This window comes from Microbacterium hominis NBRC 15708, from assembly GCF_001592125.1.
In the GTDB taxonomy this organism is placed as follows: Bacteria; Actinomycetota; Actinomycetes; order Actinomycetales; family Microbacteriaceae; genus Microbacterium; species Microbacterium hominis.
The window spans coordinates 58,164-76,741 of record NZ_BCWI01000009.1 but is presented as its reverse complement, the minus strand read 5'-3'; the positions used below and the strand labels follow the sequence as shown (position 1 = coordinate 76,741).

Genomic DNA, 18,578 nt, shown 5'->3' with positions numbered 1-18,578 from the left:
GCTCCGCCGCCAGGATTCGAACCTGAACCTCACAGCTCCAAAGGCTGTCGTGCTGCCGTTACACTACGGCGGACCGCACCCCGCGAGACGGCGGGCATGCCGGTCCAGTCTGCCAGTCTCCGGCGCCGAAGACCGCATCGATCGGCCGTCAGGCGAGCATGAGGAAGAGCTTCTCCAGCTCCTCCGTCGTGAGGCCGTCCTCGATCTCGGCGGCGGCCGGATCGGCGAGGCATTCGCGCAGCGCGGTCGACACGATCGCGAAGCCCGCGCGGTCCAGCGCGTGGGAGACGGCCGCCAGCTGCGTGACGACGTCGCGACACGGCCGCCCCTCCTCCACGGCCGCGATCACGGCGTCCAGCTGCCCGCGGGCGCGGCGCAGCCGGTTGGCGATCTTGCGCTGGGCGGCGGGGTCGTGCGTCGAGGTCGCCATCAGCGCGAGAACAGTCGGGAGAAGAAGCCCGATCCGCTGTCGGTCTCGTGTCCGGCGCAGCGCTGCGCGGCGGGGACGTTGCGCATCACCTGGTCCACGTGCTGGCCGCAGCCGGCCCAGGTCGTCTTTCCGCAGGTGGTGCACGTCACGGCAGAGCACATGTGAGGTCTCCTCGTCTTTCGGTGTCGGTGTGGGGGGGGTTCAGACGGCGGTGCGATCGGTCACGAGCAGGGTGCCCGCGCGGTCGCCGAGGACGGCGCGGAGCGTCAGCATGCCGCCGGAGAGGGATGCCGAGTCGAACCCGGCCTGCGCGAGCACCCGATGCGCGATCGCGGAGCGCACGCCCGACTGGCACATCACGCGCACGGGGCGGCCGGCGGCGGCGTCGCGGACCTCGTCGAGGCGGGCCCGCAGCTGCGTGTGCGGGATCGCCAGGACGTCCGGCAGTCGGCCGGTGGCGAGCTCCGCGGGCGTCCGGACGTCGAGGACGAGCGCCGACGAGAGCACCTCCTCGAGCTCCTGCGCGTACCAGAGGCGGAGCGTGCCGGAGCGCACGTTCTCCCCCACCATGCCGAGCAGGTTCACGGGATCCTTCGCCGAACCGTACGGCGGCGCATAGGCCAGATCGAGATCGATGAGGTCCTCGACGCTCCACCCGGCACGGATGGCGGTGGCGAGCACGTCGATCCGCTTGTCGACGCCGTCGGCGCCGACGGCCTGCGCACCCATCAGACGACCGTCGTCGCGCCGGACGTGCGCGACGAGGTGGATCTGCGAGGCACCGGGGAAATAGCCGGCGTGCTGGCCCGGGTGCAGGTGCACGGTGTCGATCTCGACGTCCGCGGCCGCCAGTGCGGCACGGTTGGCGCCCGTCAGCGCGACCGTCTGCGCGCCGACGCGCACGATGGCGGTGCCGACCGGTCGTGGGATCGCGCGGGCCGTGTGCGGGCGGAGGATCGCATCGGCCACGAGGCGGCCCGCCCGGTTGGCGGGGCCGGCGAGGGCGACGGGGCGCACGGCTCCCGTCACGGCGTCGGCCACCGCGGTCGCATCGCCGACCGCATAGACGTCGGGCAGCGAGGTGCGGCCGTGGTCGTCGACGATCATCGCCCCGCGGACGCAGGCGACGCCGGCCTCTTCGAACACGGCGGTGTCGGGCCGGACCCCGACCGAGAGCACCACCAGATCGGCGTCGAGCCGCGATCCGTCGTCGAGGACGACGACGTCGGCGTCGACGCCCGACTCGATCGCCGTCGCGGCCGCACCGGCGCGCACCTCGATGCCGAGCGCGTGCAGCTCGGCGCTCACGAGGGTCGCGAGCTCCTCCTCCAGCGGAGGGAGGACGTGGGGCGCGAGCTCCACGACCGTGGTGTGGAGGCCCCTCTGGGCGAGCGCCTCCGCGGCCTCGACGCCGATGAAGCCGGCACCGAGCACGACCGCCCGGCGCGCACCGGCGGCGACGCGGTCGCGCAGCGCCACGGCATCCTCCACGGTGCGCAGCGTCCGCACGCGAGAGGAGTCGAGTCCGGCGATCGGCGGGCGCGCCGACTGCGCGCCCGGTGCGAGCACGAGGGCGTCGTAGGCGAGCGTGTCGACCCCGTCCGCGGTGACGACCGTCACGGTCTTGGCCGCGGCATCCAGGTGGGTCACGTCGTGTCCGGTGCGTACGTCCAGGGCCAGCGCGGCCTTCAGCGACGCGGGCGTCTGCACGAGCAGTGCAGACGGGTCGGCGATCTCGCCGCCCACGAGGTAGGGCAGACCGCAGTTGGCGAAGGAGACGTGCTCCCCGCGCTCGAGGACGACGATCTCGGCGGACTCGTCGAGCCTGCGCGCGCGTGCGGCGCAGCTCATCCCTCCCGCCACGCCTCCGACGATCACGATGCGCATCCGTGCTCCCCCTTCAGGTTCAGTTCTCGCCCGAATATACCCCCGGGGGTATAGCGCGCCAAATCGGGCGGATCGCCTCCCGCGATAATGGAGCCATGGCCACCGAACACGACGAAGTCGACCGGATCGTCGGCGCGTGGGGTGCCCAGCGTCCCGACCTCGACTTCTCGCCCCTCGAGGTGCTCTCCCGCGTCGACCGTCTGTCGCGCCACCTCGACCGGGCGCGACGTGAGGCGTTCCGCCGCAGCGACCTCGAGCCGTGGGAGTGGGACGTGCTGTCGGCCCTGCGCCGCGCGGGCGAGCCCTATCAGCTGAGCCCGAAGCAGCTGCTGCAGCAGACCCTCGTCTCCAGCGGGACGATGACCAACCGCATCGATCGGCTCGTGGGCCGCCGTCTCGTGCGCCGCGAAGCCGACCCGGCCGACGGCCGCAGCGTGCTCGTCACGATCACCGACGACGGGAAGACCCGCGTGGATGCCGCCATCACGCGTCTCGTCGACGCCGAAGCCCTGCTGCTCGGCGTGCTCTCCCGCGGCGACCGGGAACGCCTCGCCGCCCTGCTGCGCAAGCTCTCCCTCGGCTTCGACGCCTGACACAGGCTCGCGTTACGGTCGCCTCGAGCGCCCGAAACGGCGCCCCAGCGAGTTTCGGACGCCACGAGCGACCGAAACTCCTCCGTCGCGGGGCGTCAGCCGAGAAGCTCGGACAGCTCGAACCAGCGCTCCTCCAGCGCGGCGATCTCCGCCTCCAGCGCGCCGATCGCCCGCATCCGCTCCCCCAGGCCGACGTAGTCCGACTGATCGTGGTCGGCGAGTGCCGTGCGCGCGGCATCCACCTGGGACGTGAGCTTCTGGATGCGCCGCTCCGCGGCGGCCACCTCTTTCTGGGCTGCGCGCAGGTCGGCGCCGGCGAGGGCGGGACCGGACGCGGCGGCGCCGGATGCCGCGGGAGCGGCGGCCGGTGCGGACAGCTGCGCGGCGCGCAGGCGCAGGTACTCGTCGATGCCGCCGGGCAGGTGCCGGAGGCGCCCGTCCAGCACGGCGTACTGCTGGTCCGTGACGCGCTCGAGGAAGTACCGATCGTGGCTGACGACCAGCAGGGTCCCCGCCCACGAGTCCAGGAGATCCTCGATGGCGGCGAGCATGTCGGTGTCGAGGTCGTTCGTCGGCTCGTCGAGGATGAGCACGTTCGGCTGGTCGAGCAGGATCAGCAGCAGCTGCAGCCGGCGCTGCTGACCGCCGGAGAGATCCTTGACCGGCGTCGACAGTTGGGCGGAGCTGAAACCCATCCGCTCCAGGAGCTGGCCGGGCGTCAGCTCGGCGGCCTTCGAGCCCGTGCCGATCGTGTAGCTCGTGCGCAGGCCCGAGATCACGACCCGCACCGGGTCGTCCCGGTACTGGTTCAGCTCGTCCATCCGCTGGGTGAGCGTCGCGACCTTCACGGTCTTGCCGCGCTTGACCCGGCCGCTCGTGGGCTCGACCGTCCCGGCCACCAGGCCGAGGAGCGTCGACTTGCCGGCGCCGTTGACACCGAGGATGCCGGTGCGCTCGCCCGGCGCGATGCGCCACTCGACGTCGGTGAGCACCGGGTGCCCGTCGTACGCGACGCCGGCATCGAGCAGGTCGACGACGTCCTTGCCCAGGCGAGAGACGGCGAGGGACTGCAGCTGGACGGCGTCGCGGATCTCGGGGACGTCGGCGATCAAGGCGTTGGCCGCGTCGATGCGGAAGCGGGGCTTGCTCGTGCGCGCGGGCGCGCCGCGGCGCAGCCACGCGAGCTCCTTGCGGGCGAGGTTCTGCCGCCGCTGCTCGATGACCGCCGACTGGCGGTCGCGCTCGACGCGCTGCAGCACGTAGGCGGCGTAGCCGCCCTCGAACGGCTCGACGATGCGGTCGTGCACCTCCCACGTGCGGGTGCAGACCTCGTCGAGGAACCACCGGTCGTGGGTGACGACCAGCAGCGCCCCCGTCGAGGCGGACCAGCGGCGCTTGAGGTGCGCGGCGAGCCAGGCGACCGCCTCGACGTCGAGGTGGTTCGTGGGCTCGTCGAGGGCGAGGACGTCCCAGTCGCCGACGAGCAGTCGCGCGAGCGCCACGCGCCGGCGCTGCCCGCCCGAGAGACCGACCACGGGGCCGTCCCAGTCGAGGTCGCCGACCAGGCCTGAGATCACGTCGCGGACGCCGGCATCGCCCGCCCAGTCGTGCTCGGCGCGGTCGCCGACGACGCTCTGGGCGATCGTGAGGGCATCGTCGAGCGTGTCGCCCTGATCGAGCACGCCCACGCGCACCCCGCCGCGCACGGTGACGCGACCGGCATCCGGCTCCAGACGCCCCGCGAGCATCGCCATCAGACTCGACTTGCCGTCGCCGTTGCGGCCGACGATGCCGATGCGATCCCCCTCGTCGACGCCGAGAGAGACGCCGTCGAAGACGACCTTCGTGGGGAATTCCAGGTGGAGGCCCTCAGCCCCGAGCAGATGCGCCATATCCGCTCCAGGCTACGCGAGAGGTCCCGGCGGTCAGTACCAGAAGCTCAGCCGCGGCGGCACCGTGGAGGCGAACAGCCGTGCGAGCGCGGGGGCGTCGTCGGCGACCAGACGGCCCGCGCGCGCCAGCGTCACGGGCGAGACGCCGCCCAGCAGCAGCGCAGACAGCTCGGCCACCCCGAGCGTGACCGTCGGCACGCCGACCGGCGGCTCGTCGACGAGTTCCACCGCAGCGGTGCCGTCGGCATCCGTCGTCAGCAGGAAAACCCCGGAGGCGATGCCCAGCGGATCGGTGACGTCGAGCACGACCGTGTCGACGACGTCGTAGGTCCGCGCCGAGAGCGCCGCCGGCACGTCCAGGATGCGCGTGTAGTGATGGTCGCGCAGCGTCACCGTCACGGCGCGCTGGTCGGCGATCATCCACCACAGCGGCTCGTCGACCGACAGCTCGCTGGCCTCCACCGTGCCGATGAGGTCCATCGTGAGGAAGAAGCGCCAGAGGGCCGCGTACGCCTCGTCGCCGGCGGCGAGCAGCAGGCCGATCTCGACGGTGGATGCAGCGAAGTCGTGCTCGTTCTCGGTGACGCGGTACACGGCGACGCCCTCGACGTCGCCGGACGGCGAGCGGTACTGCACCGCCCGCAGCTGCTCGGCCTTCTCGACGTCCGCTCTCGTGCCGAAGAAGCGATCCCAGTGCCCGCCGGGCATGTCGATCTCACCGGGCGCGTGCACGCGGACCCGCTCGTGCAGCTCCGCGGCGATCTCCCGTCCCTGCGCACGCGTGACGAAGTCGATGCGTCCGGGGGCGTCGGGTCCGATCCACCGTGCGCGGCGCGCGTCGATCCGCCACTGCGCGGCCAGCGCCGCGGGGGCGAAGCCGAAGCGGCCGTAGATGGTCGACTCGCTGACGGTGAGGATCGCCACCGGAAGGCCCCGCTCGACGGCGGTGCGCAGCTCGCCCGCCATCACCGAGCGCAGGATGCCGCGGCGGCGATGGGTCGGGGCGACGGTCACGGAGCTGATCGCGCAGGCGGGCACCGCCCCGCCGGGGAGACTGAGCTCCGCGGCCCACGACGCGAAGGTCGCGACCGGCACCTCCGGCTGCGGCGCCGTCTCGTCGAAGACGCCGAGCTTGCGACGGTACGCCGAGCCGGCGAAGAACGCCTCGCGCTGCGTCTCGGTGCGTTCGCCGTCGAGGAACCCGCGCGAGACGGCCTCCAGCCACGGGTCGGTCTCGGTGCGCAGCGCGTCGTCGACCCGCCGCACGACGAGGTCGCGCGCGGCGAGCTCATCGACCAGGGTGCTGTCGAGCGAGGCGTCGTGGTGCGGGCGGTGACGATCGGTCATGGTGCTCTCCGTTCGAGGGGGTGTGCGAGATGGCGGCGCTCAGGCCGTGACGACGCGGGCGCCGGGCACGGGACCGTGCGCGTGCAGCACACGCGAACGGGCCGGCGCGGTGGCCGCGAGGTCGGCGGCGAGCTCGACGGCGGCGCGCTCGTCGGCCGCGAGGAAGGCGACCGTGGGCCCCGACCCCGAGACGATACCGGCCAGGGCGCCCGCCCGTCGTCCGGCGCGCAGGGTGTCGGCGAGTGCGGGCCGCAGTGACAGCGCGGCATCCTGGAGGTCGTTGCGGACGGCGACGGCGAGCGCCGCGGGGTCGCCCGCCCGCAGCGCCTGCAGCACCACGGGATCGGCCGACGGCACGCCGTGATCAGGGGCGATGTCGGGCAGGTCGCGCAGGCGGTCGAGCTCGCCGTAGACCGCCGGCGTCGACAGCCCGTCCGCACTGGTCACGAGCACCCAGTCGAAGCGCCCGCGGGCGAGCGCCGGCGCCAGCTCGTCGCCGCGGCCGGTTCCGATCGCCGTGCCGCCGAGGACCGCGAACGGCACGTCCGCGCCGAGGGGCGCACCGAGCTCCTGCAGCTCGAGCGTCGTCAGCCCGCCGCCCAGCAACTCGTTGACGGCGACGAGGGCGGCCGCGGCATCCGCCGACCCGCCCCCCATGCCGCCGGCGACGGGCACGCCCTTGTGGACGTCGAGGTGGATGCCGCCCTGCCAGCCCAGCCGCTCGGCGGCGCGCCGCGCCGCCCGGACGGCGAGGTTCGTGGCGTCGAGGGGGACGCCGGACACATCGAGGTCGCCCGTGACGGCGATCGTGAAGTCGTCGGCCACCCGCGCCCACACGTCCTCGTACACCGACACGGCCTGGTACACGGAGGCGACGTCGTGGTAGCCGTCGGGCTGGACGTCGCCGACGTCGAAGGCGATGTTGATCTTGCCGGGCGCGCGCGCGTGCACCCGGCGACCGGCCAGCCCGGCGATGGTCACGAAGCGTCCACCCAGATCTCTCCGATGCCGGCAGCGATCACGTCGATGCGCGCGAGCTCCTCGGCGTCGAAGGCGGGCCCGTCCAGCGCGGCGAGGTTCTCGTCGAGCTGCGCGGTCCGCGAGGCCCCGATGAGCGCCGAGGCCACGACACCGTCGCGCAGCACCCACTGCAGAGCCAGCTGCGCGAGGCTCTGCCCGCGCTCGCGGGCGATCACGTCGAGAGCGCGCAGGCCCTCCAGGGCGGAATCGGTCAGGCGACGCCCGGGCAGCGACGAACGGTCCTGGGAGCGGGTCGCGGTGCCGTCGCCGAGGTAGCGGTCGGTCAGCAGCCCCTGCGCGAGCGGGACGAACGCGATGGCGCCCATGCCCTCCTGCTGCAGCACGCCGGTCAGACCGTCTTCGATCCAACGGTTGAGGATCGAGTAGGCGGGCTGGTGGATGATCAGGGGCGTGCCGAGCGCACGCGCGACGGCGGCGGCCCGCGCGGTCTGCTCGGGCTCGTACGACGAGATGCCGACGTAGAGCGCCTTGCCCTGTCGCACGAGGGTGTCGAGCGCGGCGACCGTCTCCTCGATGGGCGTCACCGGGTCGAAGCGATGCGAGTAGAAGATGTCGACGTAGTCGAGCGACATCCGCGTGAGGGACTGCTCCGCGCTGGCCAGCAGATACTTGCGCGAGCCCCACTGCCCGTAGGGTCCGTCCCACATGTCGTAGCCGGCCTTGGACGAGATGATGAGCTCGTCGCGGTAGGGCCGGAAGTCCTCGCGCATCATGCGGCCGAAGTTCGTCTCCGCGCTGCCGTACGGCGGGCCGTAGTTGTTGGCGAGGTCGAAGTGGGTGATGCCGCGGTCGAAGGCGTGGCGCAGCAGCGCGCGCTGATTGTCGAACGGCACGTTGTCGCCGAAGTTCCACCACAGCCCCAGCGAGATCGCGGGGAGGTAGAGGCCGCTGGCGCCCACCTGTCGGTAGCCGGCGGAGGTGTAGCGGTCGGGGGCCGCGGTGTAGGGACGGTGCAGGTCGCCGCCGCGCGACGCGGCGAAACGCTCGGGGGTGTCGGTCACCCGTCCAGGCTATCGAGCGCAGGGCGCCGGCGGCGGCCGGTGGCCGAAACGCGGAGGAAACGACATGCGCGTACGCTGAAGGCTCCCCGGCGACGAAAGAAGGTCTGCGTGACACCACTGGAGGCACTCTCACCGCATCCGCACCCCTGGTCAGGTCTGCTCGCCCGCGACGACCTCCGATGGGTCGACGGTGTCCTCCACCTCGTGCACGACGACCTCACCCCCGAAATGGCCCGGACGGCCGACATCGGCCTCGTCGCCGACGCCCTCGCGGCCGCCGGCCTCGACCCGATGCTCGCGCAGGACGACCACGGCGGCGCGGTGATCGTCGTGGATGCCGCCGAAGGCCCGGCCGCCGTCCGCGCCCTGGCCGCGGCCGGCGCGGACGAACCGCTCTATGCCAAGCCCGCCGGCGCCGTCGCGCGCCTCGCGGTGGATCTGCCCCTCCCCGACCCGGACGACGTCTGGGGGATGCGTCTGTACCGCCCGCGCATCAGCGCCAACGGCTCGCTGCGCTACGGGACGGCGGAGTCGGTGCGCCTCGAGGCGTGGCGCCGAGCGGACGGGCTCGTGCACGCGCCGCGCGCCAACGCCCTCACGCGGCGGGTGTTCCCGGCATCCGATCTCACCCCCACGACGGTGTGGCGCCACGGCCGCTCCTGGAGGACGGTCGTGGGCATGTTCGACGCGCGCCCGCATCAGGTCACCGCCGACATCGACATGGTCTTCTCGTGGGTCGACGGCTCGGCCAGCGAGTTCCAGCGCCAGCGCGCCGCGCAGCTCGAGGAGTACGTGGTCGGCGAGGGCGACGACGGGCCGGCGCGCTACCGCCACGTCGACGAGCTGCGCTACGCACTGCGCAGCGTGCACATGTACGCCCCCTGGGTGCGACGGATCTTCATCGCCACCGACTCGCCCAAGCCCGCCTGGCTGGCCGAGCACCCGCGCGTCACGATCGTGCGCAGCGAGGAGTTCTTCGCCGACCCCTCGGTTCTGCCCACCCACAACTCGCACGCCGTCGAGGCGCAGCTGCATCGCATCGACGGCCTCGCCGAGCACTTCCTGTACTCGAACGACGACATGTTCTTCGGCCGTCCCGTCGCGCCGGAGATGTTCTTCACCGCGGGCGGGCTCACGACGTTCGTCGAGTGCGACGTGCGCATCGGGGCCGGGGCGGCGCGCAGCGAGCGGTCCGGGCACGACAACGCCCTGCGCGTGAACCGCGCCCTCCTGCTCGAACGCTTCGGCCGCTCGATCGTGCGCGACCTCGAGCACTGCGCCGCGCCGATGAGGCGCAGCATCGCCGCCGAGCTCGAACGGGAGTTCGCCGAGGACATCGCGCGCACCGCGGCATCCCGGTTCCGCTCGGCGAGCGACGTGTCGGTCACCAACAGCCTCTACCACTACTACGCCCTCATGACCGGGCGGGCCGTGGCGACGACCGCACCGCGGGTGACCTACGTGCAGACCACCATGGTCTCCGCGCTGCGCAAGATGCGCCGGCTGGAGGAGCGCCGCGACGCGGACATGTTCTGCCTCAACGACGGCGGTGAGACCGAGGTGCCGGAGGAGATGCGCGTGCGCCTGCTGCGCGACACGCTCGAGCGCATGTTCCCGGTGCGGGCGCCGTGGGAGGTGCCGGTCAGCGCAGCACGGACAACGGCCGCGTCGGCGGGGCGCTCGGCCTCTGCACGCCGACGCCCGTGATGCCCGCCTCGGCGAGCCGCCGGCGGGCGGCCTCCGGGTCGGTGTACTCCATCACGCGGGGGACGTCGACGGGGACCACGGAGTGGACGACCGTGTCGTCGTAGACGTGCACCAGGTTGTACGACTGGGCCCCGTCCTGCGGGCGGGTGCCGCCGACGGGGACGGTGAGATCCTGCGCGTAGCAGGTGGATGACGCGACCGACACGGGGATGCCCGCGAACGTCGCGAACGTCGAGTAGTGCAGGTGCCCCGCGATGATGGCACGAATGTCGGTACCGCGGACGACGGCGGCCAGACGCGCCTGACCGCGCAGCTCGACGCTCGCCGCCAACGCGAGCACGCTGGGAACGGGCGGGTGGTGCATCGCCAGGATCGTGCCGAGCGGCGCGGGCGTCTCCAGCACGGCGGACAGCCACGCGAGCTGGGCGTCGGAGAGCTCGCCGTAGTGGTGGCCCGGAACCGAGGTGTCGAGGGTGACGATGCGCAGGCCGTCGAACTCGTCCACCCGGTCGACGGGGCGCAGATCGGCGGCCGGATCGTCCCACAGCTCGGCGCGGAACGCGGCGCGATCGTCGTGGTTTCCCATGACCCACACCACCGGCGCCTCCAGGCGCGCGGCGACGGGCTCCACCATCGCCCGCAGCGTCGCGTACGCGGCACGCTCGCCGAGGTCGACGAGGTCGCCGGTGACGACGATGGCGTCGGGGCGCACGCCCGAGGACTCGATGCCGTCGAGCGCGCGGGCGAGGTGCTCCTCGCCGGAGACGGCGTCCCAGATGCGCGAGCCCCCGGCCCGGAGGTGGGTGTCGCTGAGATGAAGCACGATCCGCTCGGGAGCAGGATGCTCGGCCATTCGCATGCGCGTCATGTTACAGACATGTTTCGTGACCGCGCGGTGAACGTTGCGCGTCGTGTCGAGGTCGCCGCCGGCGCGCGGTCAGCGGGAGGCGCGGGCGACCGCCACGAAGTGGTCGATCGTCAGCTGCTCGCCCCGGGCCGTGGGGTCCACTCCGGCCGCCTCCAGCACCGCGGTCGCCGCCGCCGAAGAGCCGCCGAGGAGCGGGGCGAGCGCCTGGCGCAGCATCTTGCGGCGCTGCTGGAAGGCGGCATCCACGACCCGGAAGGTGGCGCGGCGGAGGGTCTCGTCGCCTCGGGGTTGCGGATCACGGCGGAATCCGACCAGCACGCTGTCGACGTTGGGCACCGGCCAGAAGACCTGCCGCGACACCGTGCCCGCCAGCCGCCACGCGCCGTACCAGGCCGCCTTGACGCTCGGGGCGCCGTAGACCTTCGATCCGGGAGGCGCCGCGAGACGCTCCCCCACCTCGGCCTGCACCATCACGACGCCGCGCTCGAGACCGGGAAAGGTCTCCATGAAGTGCAGGAGCACCGGCACGCTGACGTTGTAGGGCAGGTTCGCGACGAGCACGTTCGGATCGCCCGGCAGCGCCGTGACACGGAGGGCGTCGGCATCCACGACCGTCAGCGCACCGTCGGCGACGCCGTGGGCCGCGGCGGTGGCCGGCAACCGCTCCGCGAGGCGGTGGTCGATCTCGACGGCGGTGACGGGCGCGCCCGTCTTGAGGATGGCGAGGGTGAGCGAGCCGAGACCCGGCCCGACCTCGACGACGCGGTCGGCGGCGGTCACCTCCGCGACGTGGACGATCTTTCGCACCGTGTTGGCGTCGACCACGAAGTTCTGCCCCAGCTTCTTGGTCGGAGTGACGTCGAGGTCGGCGGCGAGCGCGCGGATCTCGGCGGCTCCGAGCAGGGTCACGGGCATGCGCACCAGCCTATCCGTGATGCGTGCGGCCGCCCGGTCCGGCGGGATCCGCGGCCTAGGCGATCCAGTAGCCGACGGCGCACAGCAGGCGCGTCTCGTCGTCGGCCCCCTCGGGCGGATCGATCGCCGGCGGGAACACACCCCACGCGCGCCACTCCTCGGCGAACGAGACGACGTGCTCCTCGAGACCGGCGATCAGCTCGGGGGTGAAGTGGAACGGGATGCCGAGGTGCTTCGCGATGAGCCACGCCTGGAACGCCCGGTAGGTGGCGAGGTGGGCGAGACCCTCGGCGGCCGGGTAGTCGCCGTAGCTGAACCGGAAGGTGTCGGCGTAGCCGCCGGCGCGCACCGCCGCCGTCGCGGCGTCGTTGCGGGCGTCGTACGCGCCGATCGGATCGTCGCCGAGCAGGTCGACTCCCCGCAGGTCGTCGCCGTCGGCCGATGCGCGCCCGCGCAGGACGTCGGGGACCCAGGCCTCGTCGTAGGTGTGCGCCTGAAGGATGTCGCGGAAGGTGGGATCCGCCGTGGAGGTCCATTCGGACGGTGCCGGACGGGTGAGATAGGCCGGGTCGATCCGGTCGATCACGTCGCGCAGGGCGGCGTCGGAACGCAGAAACAGCTCGTCGGTGTCCATGGTCGACACGCTAGAGGGAGCCTCCGACACGGCGTCCGCCGCGGCCGGGCCGGGCCGGTGCCGGGGCCGCTGCCGTTGCCGAGGAGATGTCGCAAATCGAGGACGGGATGCCGCGGCTCGGCCCGCGGCATCCCGTCCTCTCCTCGGGAACCTACGCGGCGGCCGCGGCGCGGGCGGCCGCGGGCAGGGCGTCGACGATCTGCGCGACGGCCGCGTCGTCGTGGGCGGCGGTGAGGAACCAGGCCTCGAAGGCGGACGGCGGCAGCGAGATCCCGGCATCCAGCATCGCGTGGAAGAACCGGCCGTAGGCGGCGGTGTCCTGTCGCTGCGCCGCCCCGTAGTCGGGCACCCCGCCGACGACGTCCGCACCGAGGAACACGCTGAAGAGGGTTCCCGCCCGCTGCAGCACGTGGGGCACACCGGCCTCGGCCAGCGCGCGCGTGGTCGCGTCGGCGACCGCGTCGGCGGCCTGTCCCAGCCGGAGGTAGGCCGCGTCATCGGCGAGACGGAGGGTCGCCAGTCCCGCGGCCACGGCGACCGGGTTCCCGCTCAGCGTCCCCGCCTGGTACACGGGACCGAGCGGGGCCAGCAGATCCATGACGTCGGCGCGACCGCCGACGGCCGCGACCGGCAGACCCCCGCCGATCACCTTGCCGAACGTGACGAGGTCGGGGACGACCGTCTCCCCCACCTCCGCGAGCACCTGCGCGTAGCCGCCCGGTGCAGCACGGAAACCCGTGAGCACTTCGTCGCTGATCAGCAGGGCGCCCTCACGCCGGCAGAGGTCGGCGAGGAAGGCCGAGAACCCGGATGCCGGGGCCACGACACCCATGTTCGCGGCCGCGGCCTCGGTGATGACCGCGGCGATGCGACCGGGGTGGGCGGCGAAGGCCTCCTGGAGCGCGACCCGGTCGTTGTACGGCACGACGAGCGTCTGCGCCGCGACCGCCTCGGGCACGCCGGCCGACCCGGGCAGCGCGAAGGTCGCGAGCCCCGACCCTGCTGCCGCGAGCAGGCCATCGGAGTGCCCGTGGTAGTGACCGGCGAACTTCACGAGCAGGTCGCGGCCGGTGGCGCCGCGCGCCAGACGGATCGCCGTCATGGTCGCCTCGGTGCCGGTGGAGACCAGCCGCGCCTTCTGCACGGCGGGCACCCGCGCGACGATGAGCTCGACCAGTTCCGCCTCGGCGGGCGTCGGCGCCCCGAAGGACAGGCCGCGTGCCGCGGCCTCCTGCACGGCGGAGACGACCTCGGGGTGGGCGTGGCCGAGCAGCGCCGGACCCCAGCTGGCGACGAGGTCGACGTAGCGGCGGCCCTCGGCATCCGTCACGTACGGACCCGCGGCCTCGACGAGGAAGCGCGGCGTGCCGCCGACGGACCCGTAGGCGCGCACGGGCGAGTCCACACCGCCCGGGATGACCGCGCGGGCCCGGGTGAACAGGGCGTCGTTGGTGTCGGTCATGCGAGTGCGCGTCCCTCTCGGATCCAGCCGGCGACCTCGATCGCCCAGTACGTCAGAATCGCCTCGGCGCCGGCGCGGCGGATGCCGAGGAGGGTCTCCCCGATCGCACGCTCGCGGTCGATGACCCCGGCTGCGGCGGCGTGCTCGATCATCGCGTACTCGCCCGACACCTGGTAGGCCCAGACCGGCACCGACGAGACGGCGGCGACCTCGGCCAGCACGTCGAGGTAGGGCCCGGCGGGCTTGACCATGACGATGTCGGCGCCCTCGTCGATGTCGGCGAGCGCCTCCTGCACGCCCTCGCGGCCGTTGGCCGGGTCGAGCTGGTAGGTGCGGCGGTCGCCGGTGAGCGTCGACTCGACGGCGTCGCGGAAGGGGCCGTAGAAGGCGGAGGCGTACTTGGCGGAGTAGGCGAGGATCACGACGTCGCTGCGTCCCCCCGCATCCAGGGCGGCACGGCACGCGGCGACCTGGCCGTCCATCATGCCGGACAGACCCAGGACGTCGGCGCCGGCCTCCGCCTGGGCGACGGCCATCCGCGCGTACACCTCGAGGGTCGCGTCGTTGTCGACGCTCCCGTCGGCGGCGAGCACGCCGCAGTGGCCGTGGTCGGTGAACTCGTCGAGGCAGAGGTCGGCCTGCACCGTGAGGCGCCCGGCCGCCGCGCGCGCCGCGACGGCGATCGCCCGGTTGAGGATGCCGTCGGGGTCGGTCGCGCCGCTGCCGACGGCGTCGCGCACCGCGGGAACGCCGAAGAGCATGATGCCGCCGATGCCGGCCTCCGCGGCGTCGTCGACGAGCGCGGCGAGCTGCTCGATCGGGTACTGCTGGACGCCGGGCATGCTGGCGATGGGCTGCGCCTGGGCGATGCCCTCCTTGACGAACACCGGCAGCACGAGACGACGCGCGCTCAGGTCGGTCTCGGACACGAGCCGGCGCAGCGCCGGCGTCTGCCGGAGGCGCCGCAGGCGGCGGACGGGGAACGTGGTCATGGGGTGACCTCCAGACGTCGGGATGAGGAGTCGAGCTCGGCGATGAGGGCGTCGATGCTCTGCGTGCGGGCGGTGTGGCCGACGGTGAAGCCGAGACGCTCGGCGTCGCGCGTCGTGCCCGGGCCGATCGAGGCGACGAGGGTGGATGCCGGGAGGGTGCCGACCTGGCGGCGCAGCTCGCGGCCGACGCTCAGCGAGGTGAGCAGGACGATGTCGAACCGCCCGTCGTGCAGCTCCCCCGCGACCGCCGGGTCGAGGTCGACGCCGACGGTGCGGTAGCCGATGCACACGTCCACCGCGAAGCCGCGCAGCTCGAGCTCGTCGCTGACGACCGCGGCGGCGAGGTCCGAGCGGACGACGAGGCAGCGCCCGGTGGATGCCGCGTCGTGCGCCGCGGTCCACTGCACGATCATCGTCTGCGCCGACGAGCGTCCTCCGGGGACGAACGCGACGCGCGCACCGAGGGCACCCACCGCGCGGGCCGTCGACGGACCGACGGCGGCGATCTCGAGGGTGTCCGGCAGGGTCCGCCGCCGCGCGGAGAGGAAGCCGGCGAGCTGCTCGACGCTCGCGGCGCTGGTGACGAAGAGCCACGCGTAGCGCCCGTCGGCGAGCGCGGTGAACGTCGCGTCGCGCGCGGCGGCGTCGCGGGGCGGCGCGGTGCGGATCACGGGTGCGATCACGGGCCGGGCGCCGCGCGCCGCGAGCTCCTGCGCGACCCGCTCACCCCAGGCGCCGCCGCGCGGCACGAGCACCCGCGCCCCCTCCAGGGCGGTCACCGTCCGGCTCCCTCCGCGCCGGTGGCGCGCGGGCCGAGGTCGGCGAGATCGCCGGCGCCGGCATCCATGAGCGCCGCGACGACGGATGCCGCGGCGAGATCGCGCCCGGCGGCGTCTGCCAGCTCCTCGCGGGTGGCGGTGTGCGCGACGCGGACGGCGCGGGCGCCGTCGAGGGCGTAGACCTCGGCGACCAGCGTGACGGGCGTTTCGACTCGGGCCTGCGGCCCTCGCTCAACGACCGGGGGCACAGCCTGCGGCCCTCGCTCAACGACCGGGACGAGACCACCGGTCGTTGAGCGAGCGGGGCGCATCGAAACGTCCGGGCCCGCGGCCTCCGCGAGCCGGGCCGAGATGCCGACCGGCGCGGCGCAGCCGGCCTCCAGCAGCCGCAGCACGGCGCGCTCCCAGAGCGCGGTGACCTCGGCATCCGCATCGCTGATCGCGGCGATCTGCGCGGCGACCGCGGAGTCCGATCGCACCTCGACCGCCAGCGCACCCTGCCCGGCCGATGTCGGCCAGCCGTCCGCGGCGAAGCGGTCGGTGATCCGGTCGGTGCGGCCGATGCGGGTGAGGCCGGCCTCGGCGAGCACGATCGCGTCGTACTCCCCCTCGTCGACCTTCCGCAGCCGTGTGTCGACGTTGCCGCGGATGCCGCGGACCTGCAGATCGGGCCGGCGCCGGAGCAGCTGTGCGACCCGGCGGGGCGAGCCGCTGCCGACGACCGCACCGTGCGGCAGGGTGTCGAGCGTGAGACCGTCGCGGGCGCACAGCACATCGCCCACGGGTGCGCGCGGCGGCACGGCGGCGATCGCGAGGCCGTCGACCTCGGCGGTCGGCAGATCCTTCATCGAGTGCACCACGAGGTCGCACTCCCCGCGGAGGAGGGCTTCGCGAAGCGCCGCGACGAAGACACCGGTGCCGCCGAGCTGTGCGAGGGGCCCCGTGAGCACGTCGCCCGCCGTCGTGATCGGCACGAGCTCCACCTCGCGGCCGGTCGCCGCCCGGAGCGCCGCGGCGACGTGGCCCGACTGCGTGGTGGCGAGCAGGCTCGCACGGGTGCCGAGGCGCAGCGGCGCGGCGCCGGACGCGTCGGTCACGGTCACGGCGCGATCCCGGCGAGCGCGGGCTGGAAGCCCAGGCGCTTGTTCTCGCAGCATCCGGGACGGCACACGTCGTACCAGGGGCCGAGGTCGGTCTCGTGGGGGCGGCCCACGGCCGGGGTACCGTCCAGGCGCTCGACCATCAGATCGACGAGACCCGACACGTACGCCGGATGCGTGCCCGGGGTGGGCGTGCGCAGGGCGATCAGGCCGAGCTCCTCGGCGGTCTCCATCGCCTCGGTGTCGAGGTCCCAGAGCACCTCCATGTGGTCGCTGACGAAGCCGAGCGGCACGATCAGCACGGCCCGGCGCCCGCGGGCCGGGAGCTCGGCCATCGCGTCGTTGATGTCGGGCTCGAGCCACGGCACCTGCGGCGGGCCCGACCGGCTCTGGAAGACGAGCTGCCAGGCGCACGACGAGGCGAGGCGCGCCATGATCGCCTCGGCGACCGCCGTGTGCTGCGCGACGTAGGCCCCGCCGGCGCCGAACCCGCGCTCGGGCGGACCGGAGCGGTCGGCGTCGCTGTTCGGGATCGAGTGGGTGGAGAAGAGGATCTCGATCTGATCGTCGGCGAAGCCCTGCGCGTGGAGGGCGGCGAGTCCCTCGGCGACGCCCTCGGCGAACGGCGTGACGAAGCCCGGGTGGTCGAAGAACTGGCGCACCTTGTCGATCTCGACCTCGCCGGACAGGCCGGTCGCCTCCACGGCATCCGCCAGGTCTTCGCGGTACTGCCGGCACGACGAGTACGAGCTGTACGCGCTCGTCGCGATCGCGAGCAGGCGCCGATGACCGGCATCGTGAGCATCCTGCAGCGCGTCGGCGACGTACGGCATCCAGTTGCGGTTGCCCCAGTAGACCGGCAGGTCGAGTCCGCGCGCGGCGAGCTCGGCGTCCAGGGCCGCCTTCAGCTCGCGGTTGTGCTCGTTGATCGGCGAGACGCCGCCGAAGTGGCGGTAATGATGCGCGACCTCCTCCAGGCGCTCGTCGGGGATGCCGCGGCCCGCCGTGACGTTGCGCAGGAACGGGATCACGTCGTCCTGACCCTCGGGGCCGCCGAAACCCAGCAGCAGCACGCCGTCATACGCCGTCGGGACGCTGACGTGCGGCTCGCCGGCGCACGTCGCCGCCGTCGCGGCCGGCACCCGGCATCCGTCGCCGCAGACGGGAGCGGCGCTCGCGCGCGCCGGCTTGGGGCGGAACGGCGCCGCGCCCGCGGCGCGGGGGGCGATGTTCTCGGCCATCAGCTCAGCACCTCCGCGAGCTCGTCCAGCTCGAGCCGTCGGCCCGTGTAGAACGGCACCTCTTCGCGCACGTGGCGGCGCGCGTCGGTGGCGCGCAGGTCGCGCATCATGTCGACGAGGTGGATCGGGTCGTCGCTCTCCAGCGGCAGCAGCCACTCGTAGTCGCTCAGGCCGAACGTGGAGACGGTGTTCGCGACGACGTCGGTGAAGCGGGCACCCTTGCGGCCGTGCTCGGCGAGCATGCCGGCGCGCTCCTCGTCGGGCAGCAGGTACCACTCGTAGCTGCGCACGAACGGGTACAGGCACAGCCAGCCGCGGGCGCTCTCGCCGCGGAGGTAGCCGGGCACGTGCCGCTTGTTGAACTCCGCCTCCCGGTGCACGCCCATCGCCGTCCAGACCGCCGTGTGCGCTTCCAGCGCCGCGGTGCGCCGGAGGGTGCGCAGCGCCTTCTGCAGGATGGCCGGGTCGTCGACCTCGCCGGGCGTGGTGTGCAGCCAGATCATGAGGTCGGCCTCGGCGCGCATGCCGGTGACGTCGTACAGGCCGCGGACGGTGACGCCGCCGGCCGTCACCGCGGCGACGGCCTCGGAGAGCTCGGCGATCGCCGCCGCGTCCGTCGCGGCGACGCGCGGGCGGGGCCCGGCGAGGACGGCGAAGAGAGTGTATCCGAGCGGGGTCTGTGCGGTCAT

18 protein-coding genes and 1 tRNA gene are annotated in these 18,578 nt (G+C 73.5%); 2 read left to right on the top strand and 17 right to left on the bottom strand.

Going from position 1 to position 18,578, the window contains the following annotated elements:
- Position 1: 1 nt before the first annotated feature.
- The 4 genes from MHO01S_RS08860 to MHO01S_RS08850 all read right to left on the bottom strand — a co-directional run bounded on the left by MHO01S_RS08860 (position 2) and on the right by MHO01S_RS08850 (position 2,317).
- Positions 2-73 (bottom strand) — tRNA-Gln (locus MHO01S_RS08860).
- Positions 74-148: 75 nt separating this feature from the next.
- A complete protein-coding gene (locus MHO01S_RS08855; RefSeq protein ID WP_060959833.1) occupies positions 149-430 on the bottom strand; it encodes a metal-sensitive transcriptional regulator in 282 nt (93 codons plus the stop codon).
- On the bottom strand, positions 430-591 hold the full coding sequence (locus tag MHO01S_RS16660; RefSeq protein ID WP_167626524.1) for a DUF8730 family Cys-rich protein: 162 nt from the start codon (positions 589-591) through the stop codon (positions 430-432). Before MHO01S_RS16660 ends, MHO01S_RS08855 begins: the two co-directional genes overlap by 1 nt.
- 40 nt (positions 592-631) lie before the next feature.
- Positions 632-2,317: an FAD-dependent oxidoreductase gene (locus MHO01S_RS08850; RefSeq protein WP_061782176.1), complete on the bottom strand. Its 1,686-nt coding sequence runs from the start codon at positions 2,315-2,317 to the stop codon at positions 632-634.
- 95 nt (positions 2,318-2,412) lie between these two features.
- Here MHO01S_RS08850 and MHO01S_RS08845 point away from each other — a divergent pair, with 95 nt between their 5' ends.
- A complete protein-coding gene (locus MHO01S_RS08845; RefSeq protein WP_060959835.1) occupies positions 2,413-2,910 on the top strand; it encodes a MarR family winged helix-turn-helix transcriptional regulator in 498 nt (165 codons plus the stop codon).
- Between the two features lie 95 nt (positions 2,911-3,005).
- Here the strand turns inward: MHO01S_RS08845 and MHO01S_RS08840 are convergent, their stop codons facing one another.
- The 4 genes from MHO01S_RS08840 to MHO01S_RS08825 are packed head-to-tail and all read right to left on the bottom strand — an operon-like array spanning position 3,006 to position 8,191.
- Entirely contained in the window at positions 3,006-4,802 is a 1,797-nt protein-coding gene (locus MHO01S_RS08840) for an ABC-F family ATP-binding cassette domain-containing protein (RefSeq protein ID WP_061782175.1), read from the bottom strand.
- 33 nt (positions 4,803-4,835) lie between these two features.
- Complete coding sequence (locus MHO01S_RS08835) at positions 4,836-6,149, bottom strand: GNAT family N-acetyltransferase (protein WP_060959837.1); 1,314 nt, start codon at positions 6,147-6,149, stop codon at positions 4,836-4,838.
- A gap of 39 nt (positions 6,150-6,188) precedes the next feature.
- Entirely contained in the window at positions 6,189-7,130 is a 942-nt protein-coding gene (locus tag MHO01S_RS08830; protein ID WP_060959838.1) for a 4-(cytidine 5'-diphospho)-2-C-methyl-D-erythritol kinase, read from the bottom strand.
- Positions 7,127-8,191, bottom strand: coding sequence for an aldo/keto reductase (locus MHO01S_RS08825; RefSeq protein WP_060959839.1), 1,065 nt, complete (start codon positions 8,189-8,191; stop codon positions 7,127-7,129). Before MHO01S_RS08825 ends, MHO01S_RS08830 begins: the two co-directional genes overlap by 4 nt.
- Positions 8,192-8,299: 108 nt before the next feature.
- Between MHO01S_RS08825 and MHO01S_RS08820 the strand changes: the two genes are divergently transcribed.
- Entirely contained in the window at positions 8,300-9,898 is a 1,599-nt protein-coding gene (locus tag MHO01S_RS08820; protein WP_061782174.1) for a stealth family protein, read from the top strand.
- Here MHO01S_RS08820 and MHO01S_RS08815 read toward each other — a convergent pair.
- The 9 genes from MHO01S_RS08815 to hemQ all read right to left on the bottom strand — a co-directional run bounded on the left by MHO01S_RS08815 (position 9,834) and on the right by hemQ (position 18,578).
- Positions 9,834-10,757 carry a phosphodiesterase gene (locus tag MHO01S_RS08815; RefSeq protein ID WP_060959851.1) on the bottom strand — a complete coding sequence of 308 codons (924 nt, stop codon included), beginning with the start codon at positions 10,755-10,757 and terminating at the stop codon, positions 9,834-9,836. The two genes, MHO01S_RS08820 and MHO01S_RS08815, sit on opposite strands and share 65 nt — an antisense overlap.
- Before the next feature lie 78 nt (positions 10,758-10,835).
- Positions 10,836-11,681, bottom strand: coding sequence for a 16S rRNA (adenine(1518)-N(6)/adenine(1519)-N(6))-dimethyltransferase RsmA (gene rsmA / locus MHO01S_RS08810; RefSeq protein WP_061782188.1), 846 nt, complete (start codon positions 11,679-11,681; stop codon positions 10,836-10,838).
- 55 nt (positions 11,682-11,736) lie between these two features.
- A complete protein-coding gene (locus MHO01S_RS08805) occupies positions 11,737-12,315 on the bottom strand; it encodes a hypothetical protein (protein WP_060959841.1) in 579 nt (192 codons plus the stop codon).
- Positions 12,316-12,466: 151 nt separating this feature from the next.
- Positions 12,467-13,777 carry a glutamate-1-semialdehyde 2,1-aminomutase gene (hemL, locus tag MHO01S_RS08800; protein ID WP_061782173.1) on the bottom strand — a complete coding sequence of 437 codons (1,311 nt, stop codon included), beginning with the start codon at positions 13,775-13,777 and terminating at the stop codon, positions 12,467-12,469.
- Positions 13,774-14,769 (bottom strand): porphobilinogen synthase, encoded by a 996-nt coding sequence (gene hemB / locus MHO01S_RS08795; RefSeq protein WP_061782172.1) that lies wholly within the window; start codon positions 14,767-14,769, stop codon positions 13,774-13,776. Before hemB ends, hemL begins: the two co-directional genes overlap by 4 nt.
- Positions 14,766-15,548 carry a uroporphyrinogen-III synthase gene (locus MHO01S_RS08790; protein WP_061782171.1) on the bottom strand — a complete coding sequence of 261 codons (783 nt, stop codon included), beginning with the start codon at positions 15,546-15,548 and terminating at the stop codon, positions 14,766-14,768. Before MHO01S_RS08790 ends, hemB begins: the two co-directional genes overlap by 4 nt.
- A complete protein-coding gene (gene hemC / locus MHO01S_RS08785; protein WP_061782170.1) occupies positions 15,545-16,651 on the bottom strand; it encodes a hydroxymethylbilane synthase in 1,107 nt (368 codons plus the stop codon). The genes MHO01S_RS08790 and hemC overlap by 4 nt, the downstream gene beginning before the upstream one ends.
- A complete protein-coding gene (locus MHO01S_RS08780) occupies positions 16,648-17,889 on the bottom strand; it encodes a ferrochelatase (RefSeq protein WP_061782169.1) in 1,242 nt (413 codons plus the stop codon). The genes hemC and MHO01S_RS08780 overlap by 4 nt, the downstream gene beginning before the upstream one ends.
- The gene (gene hemQ / locus MHO01S_RS08775; protein ID WP_061782168.1) at positions 17,889-18,578 is read right to left on the bottom strand and encodes a hydrogen peroxide-dependent heme synthase; all 690 of its coding nucleotides are present in this window, start codon (positions 18,576-18,578) and stop codon (positions 17,889-17,891) included. The genes MHO01S_RS08780 and hemQ overlap by 1 nt, the downstream gene beginning before the upstream one ends.

Bases quoted from the DNA above. Each gene is read 5' to 3' on its own strand.
- MHO01S_RS08855 (WP_060959833.1), bottom strand. From the start codon at position 430: ATGGCGACCTCGACGCACGACCCCGCCGCCCAGCGCAAGATCGCCAAC.
- MHO01S_RS16660 (WP_167626524.1), bottom strand. From the start codon at position 591: ATGTGCTCTGCCGTGACGTGCACCACCTGCGGAAAGACGACCTGGGCC.
- MHO01S_RS08850 (WP_061782176.1), bottom strand. From the start codon at position 2,317: ATGCGCATCGTGATCGTCGGAGGCGTGGCGGGAGGGATGAGCTGCGCC.
- MHO01S_RS08845 (WP_060959835.1), top strand. From the start codon at position 2,413: ATGGCCACCGAACACGACGAAGTCGACCGGATCGTCGGCGCGTGGGGT.
- MHO01S_RS08840 (WP_061782175.1), bottom strand. From the start codon at position 4,802: ATGGCGCATCTGCTCGGGGCTGAGGGCCTCCACCTGGAATTCCCCACG.
- MHO01S_RS08835 (WP_060959837.1), bottom strand. From the start codon at position 6,149: ATGACCGATCGTCACCGCCCGCACCACGACGCCTCGCTCGACAGCACC.
- MHO01S_RS08815 (WP_060959851.1), bottom strand. From the start codon at position 10,757: ATGCGAATGGCCGAGCATCCTGCTCCCGAGCGGATCGTGCTTCATCTC.
- rsmA (WP_061782188.1), bottom strand. From the start codon at position 11,681: ATGCCCGTGACCCTGCTCGGAGCCGCCGAGATCCGCGCGCTCGCCGCC.
- MHO01S_RS08805 (WP_060959841.1), bottom strand. From the start codon at position 12,315: ATGGACACCGACGAGCTGTTTCTGCGTTCCGACGCCGCCCTGCGCGAC.
- hemL (WP_061782173.1), bottom strand. From the start codon at position 13,777: ATGACCGACACCAACGACGCCCTGTTCACCCGGGCCCGCGCGGTCATC.
- hemB (WP_061782172.1), bottom strand. From the start codon at position 14,769: ATGACCACGTTCCCCGTCCGCCGCCTGCGGCGCCTCCGGCAGACGCCG.
- MHO01S_RS08780 (WP_061782169.1), bottom strand. From the start codon at position 17,889: ATGGCCGAGAACATCGCCCCCCGCGCCGCGGGCGCGGCGCCGTTCCGC.
- hemQ (WP_061782168.1), bottom strand. From the start codon at position 18,578: ATGACCGCACAGACCCCGCTCGGATACACTCTCTTCGCCGTCCTCGCC.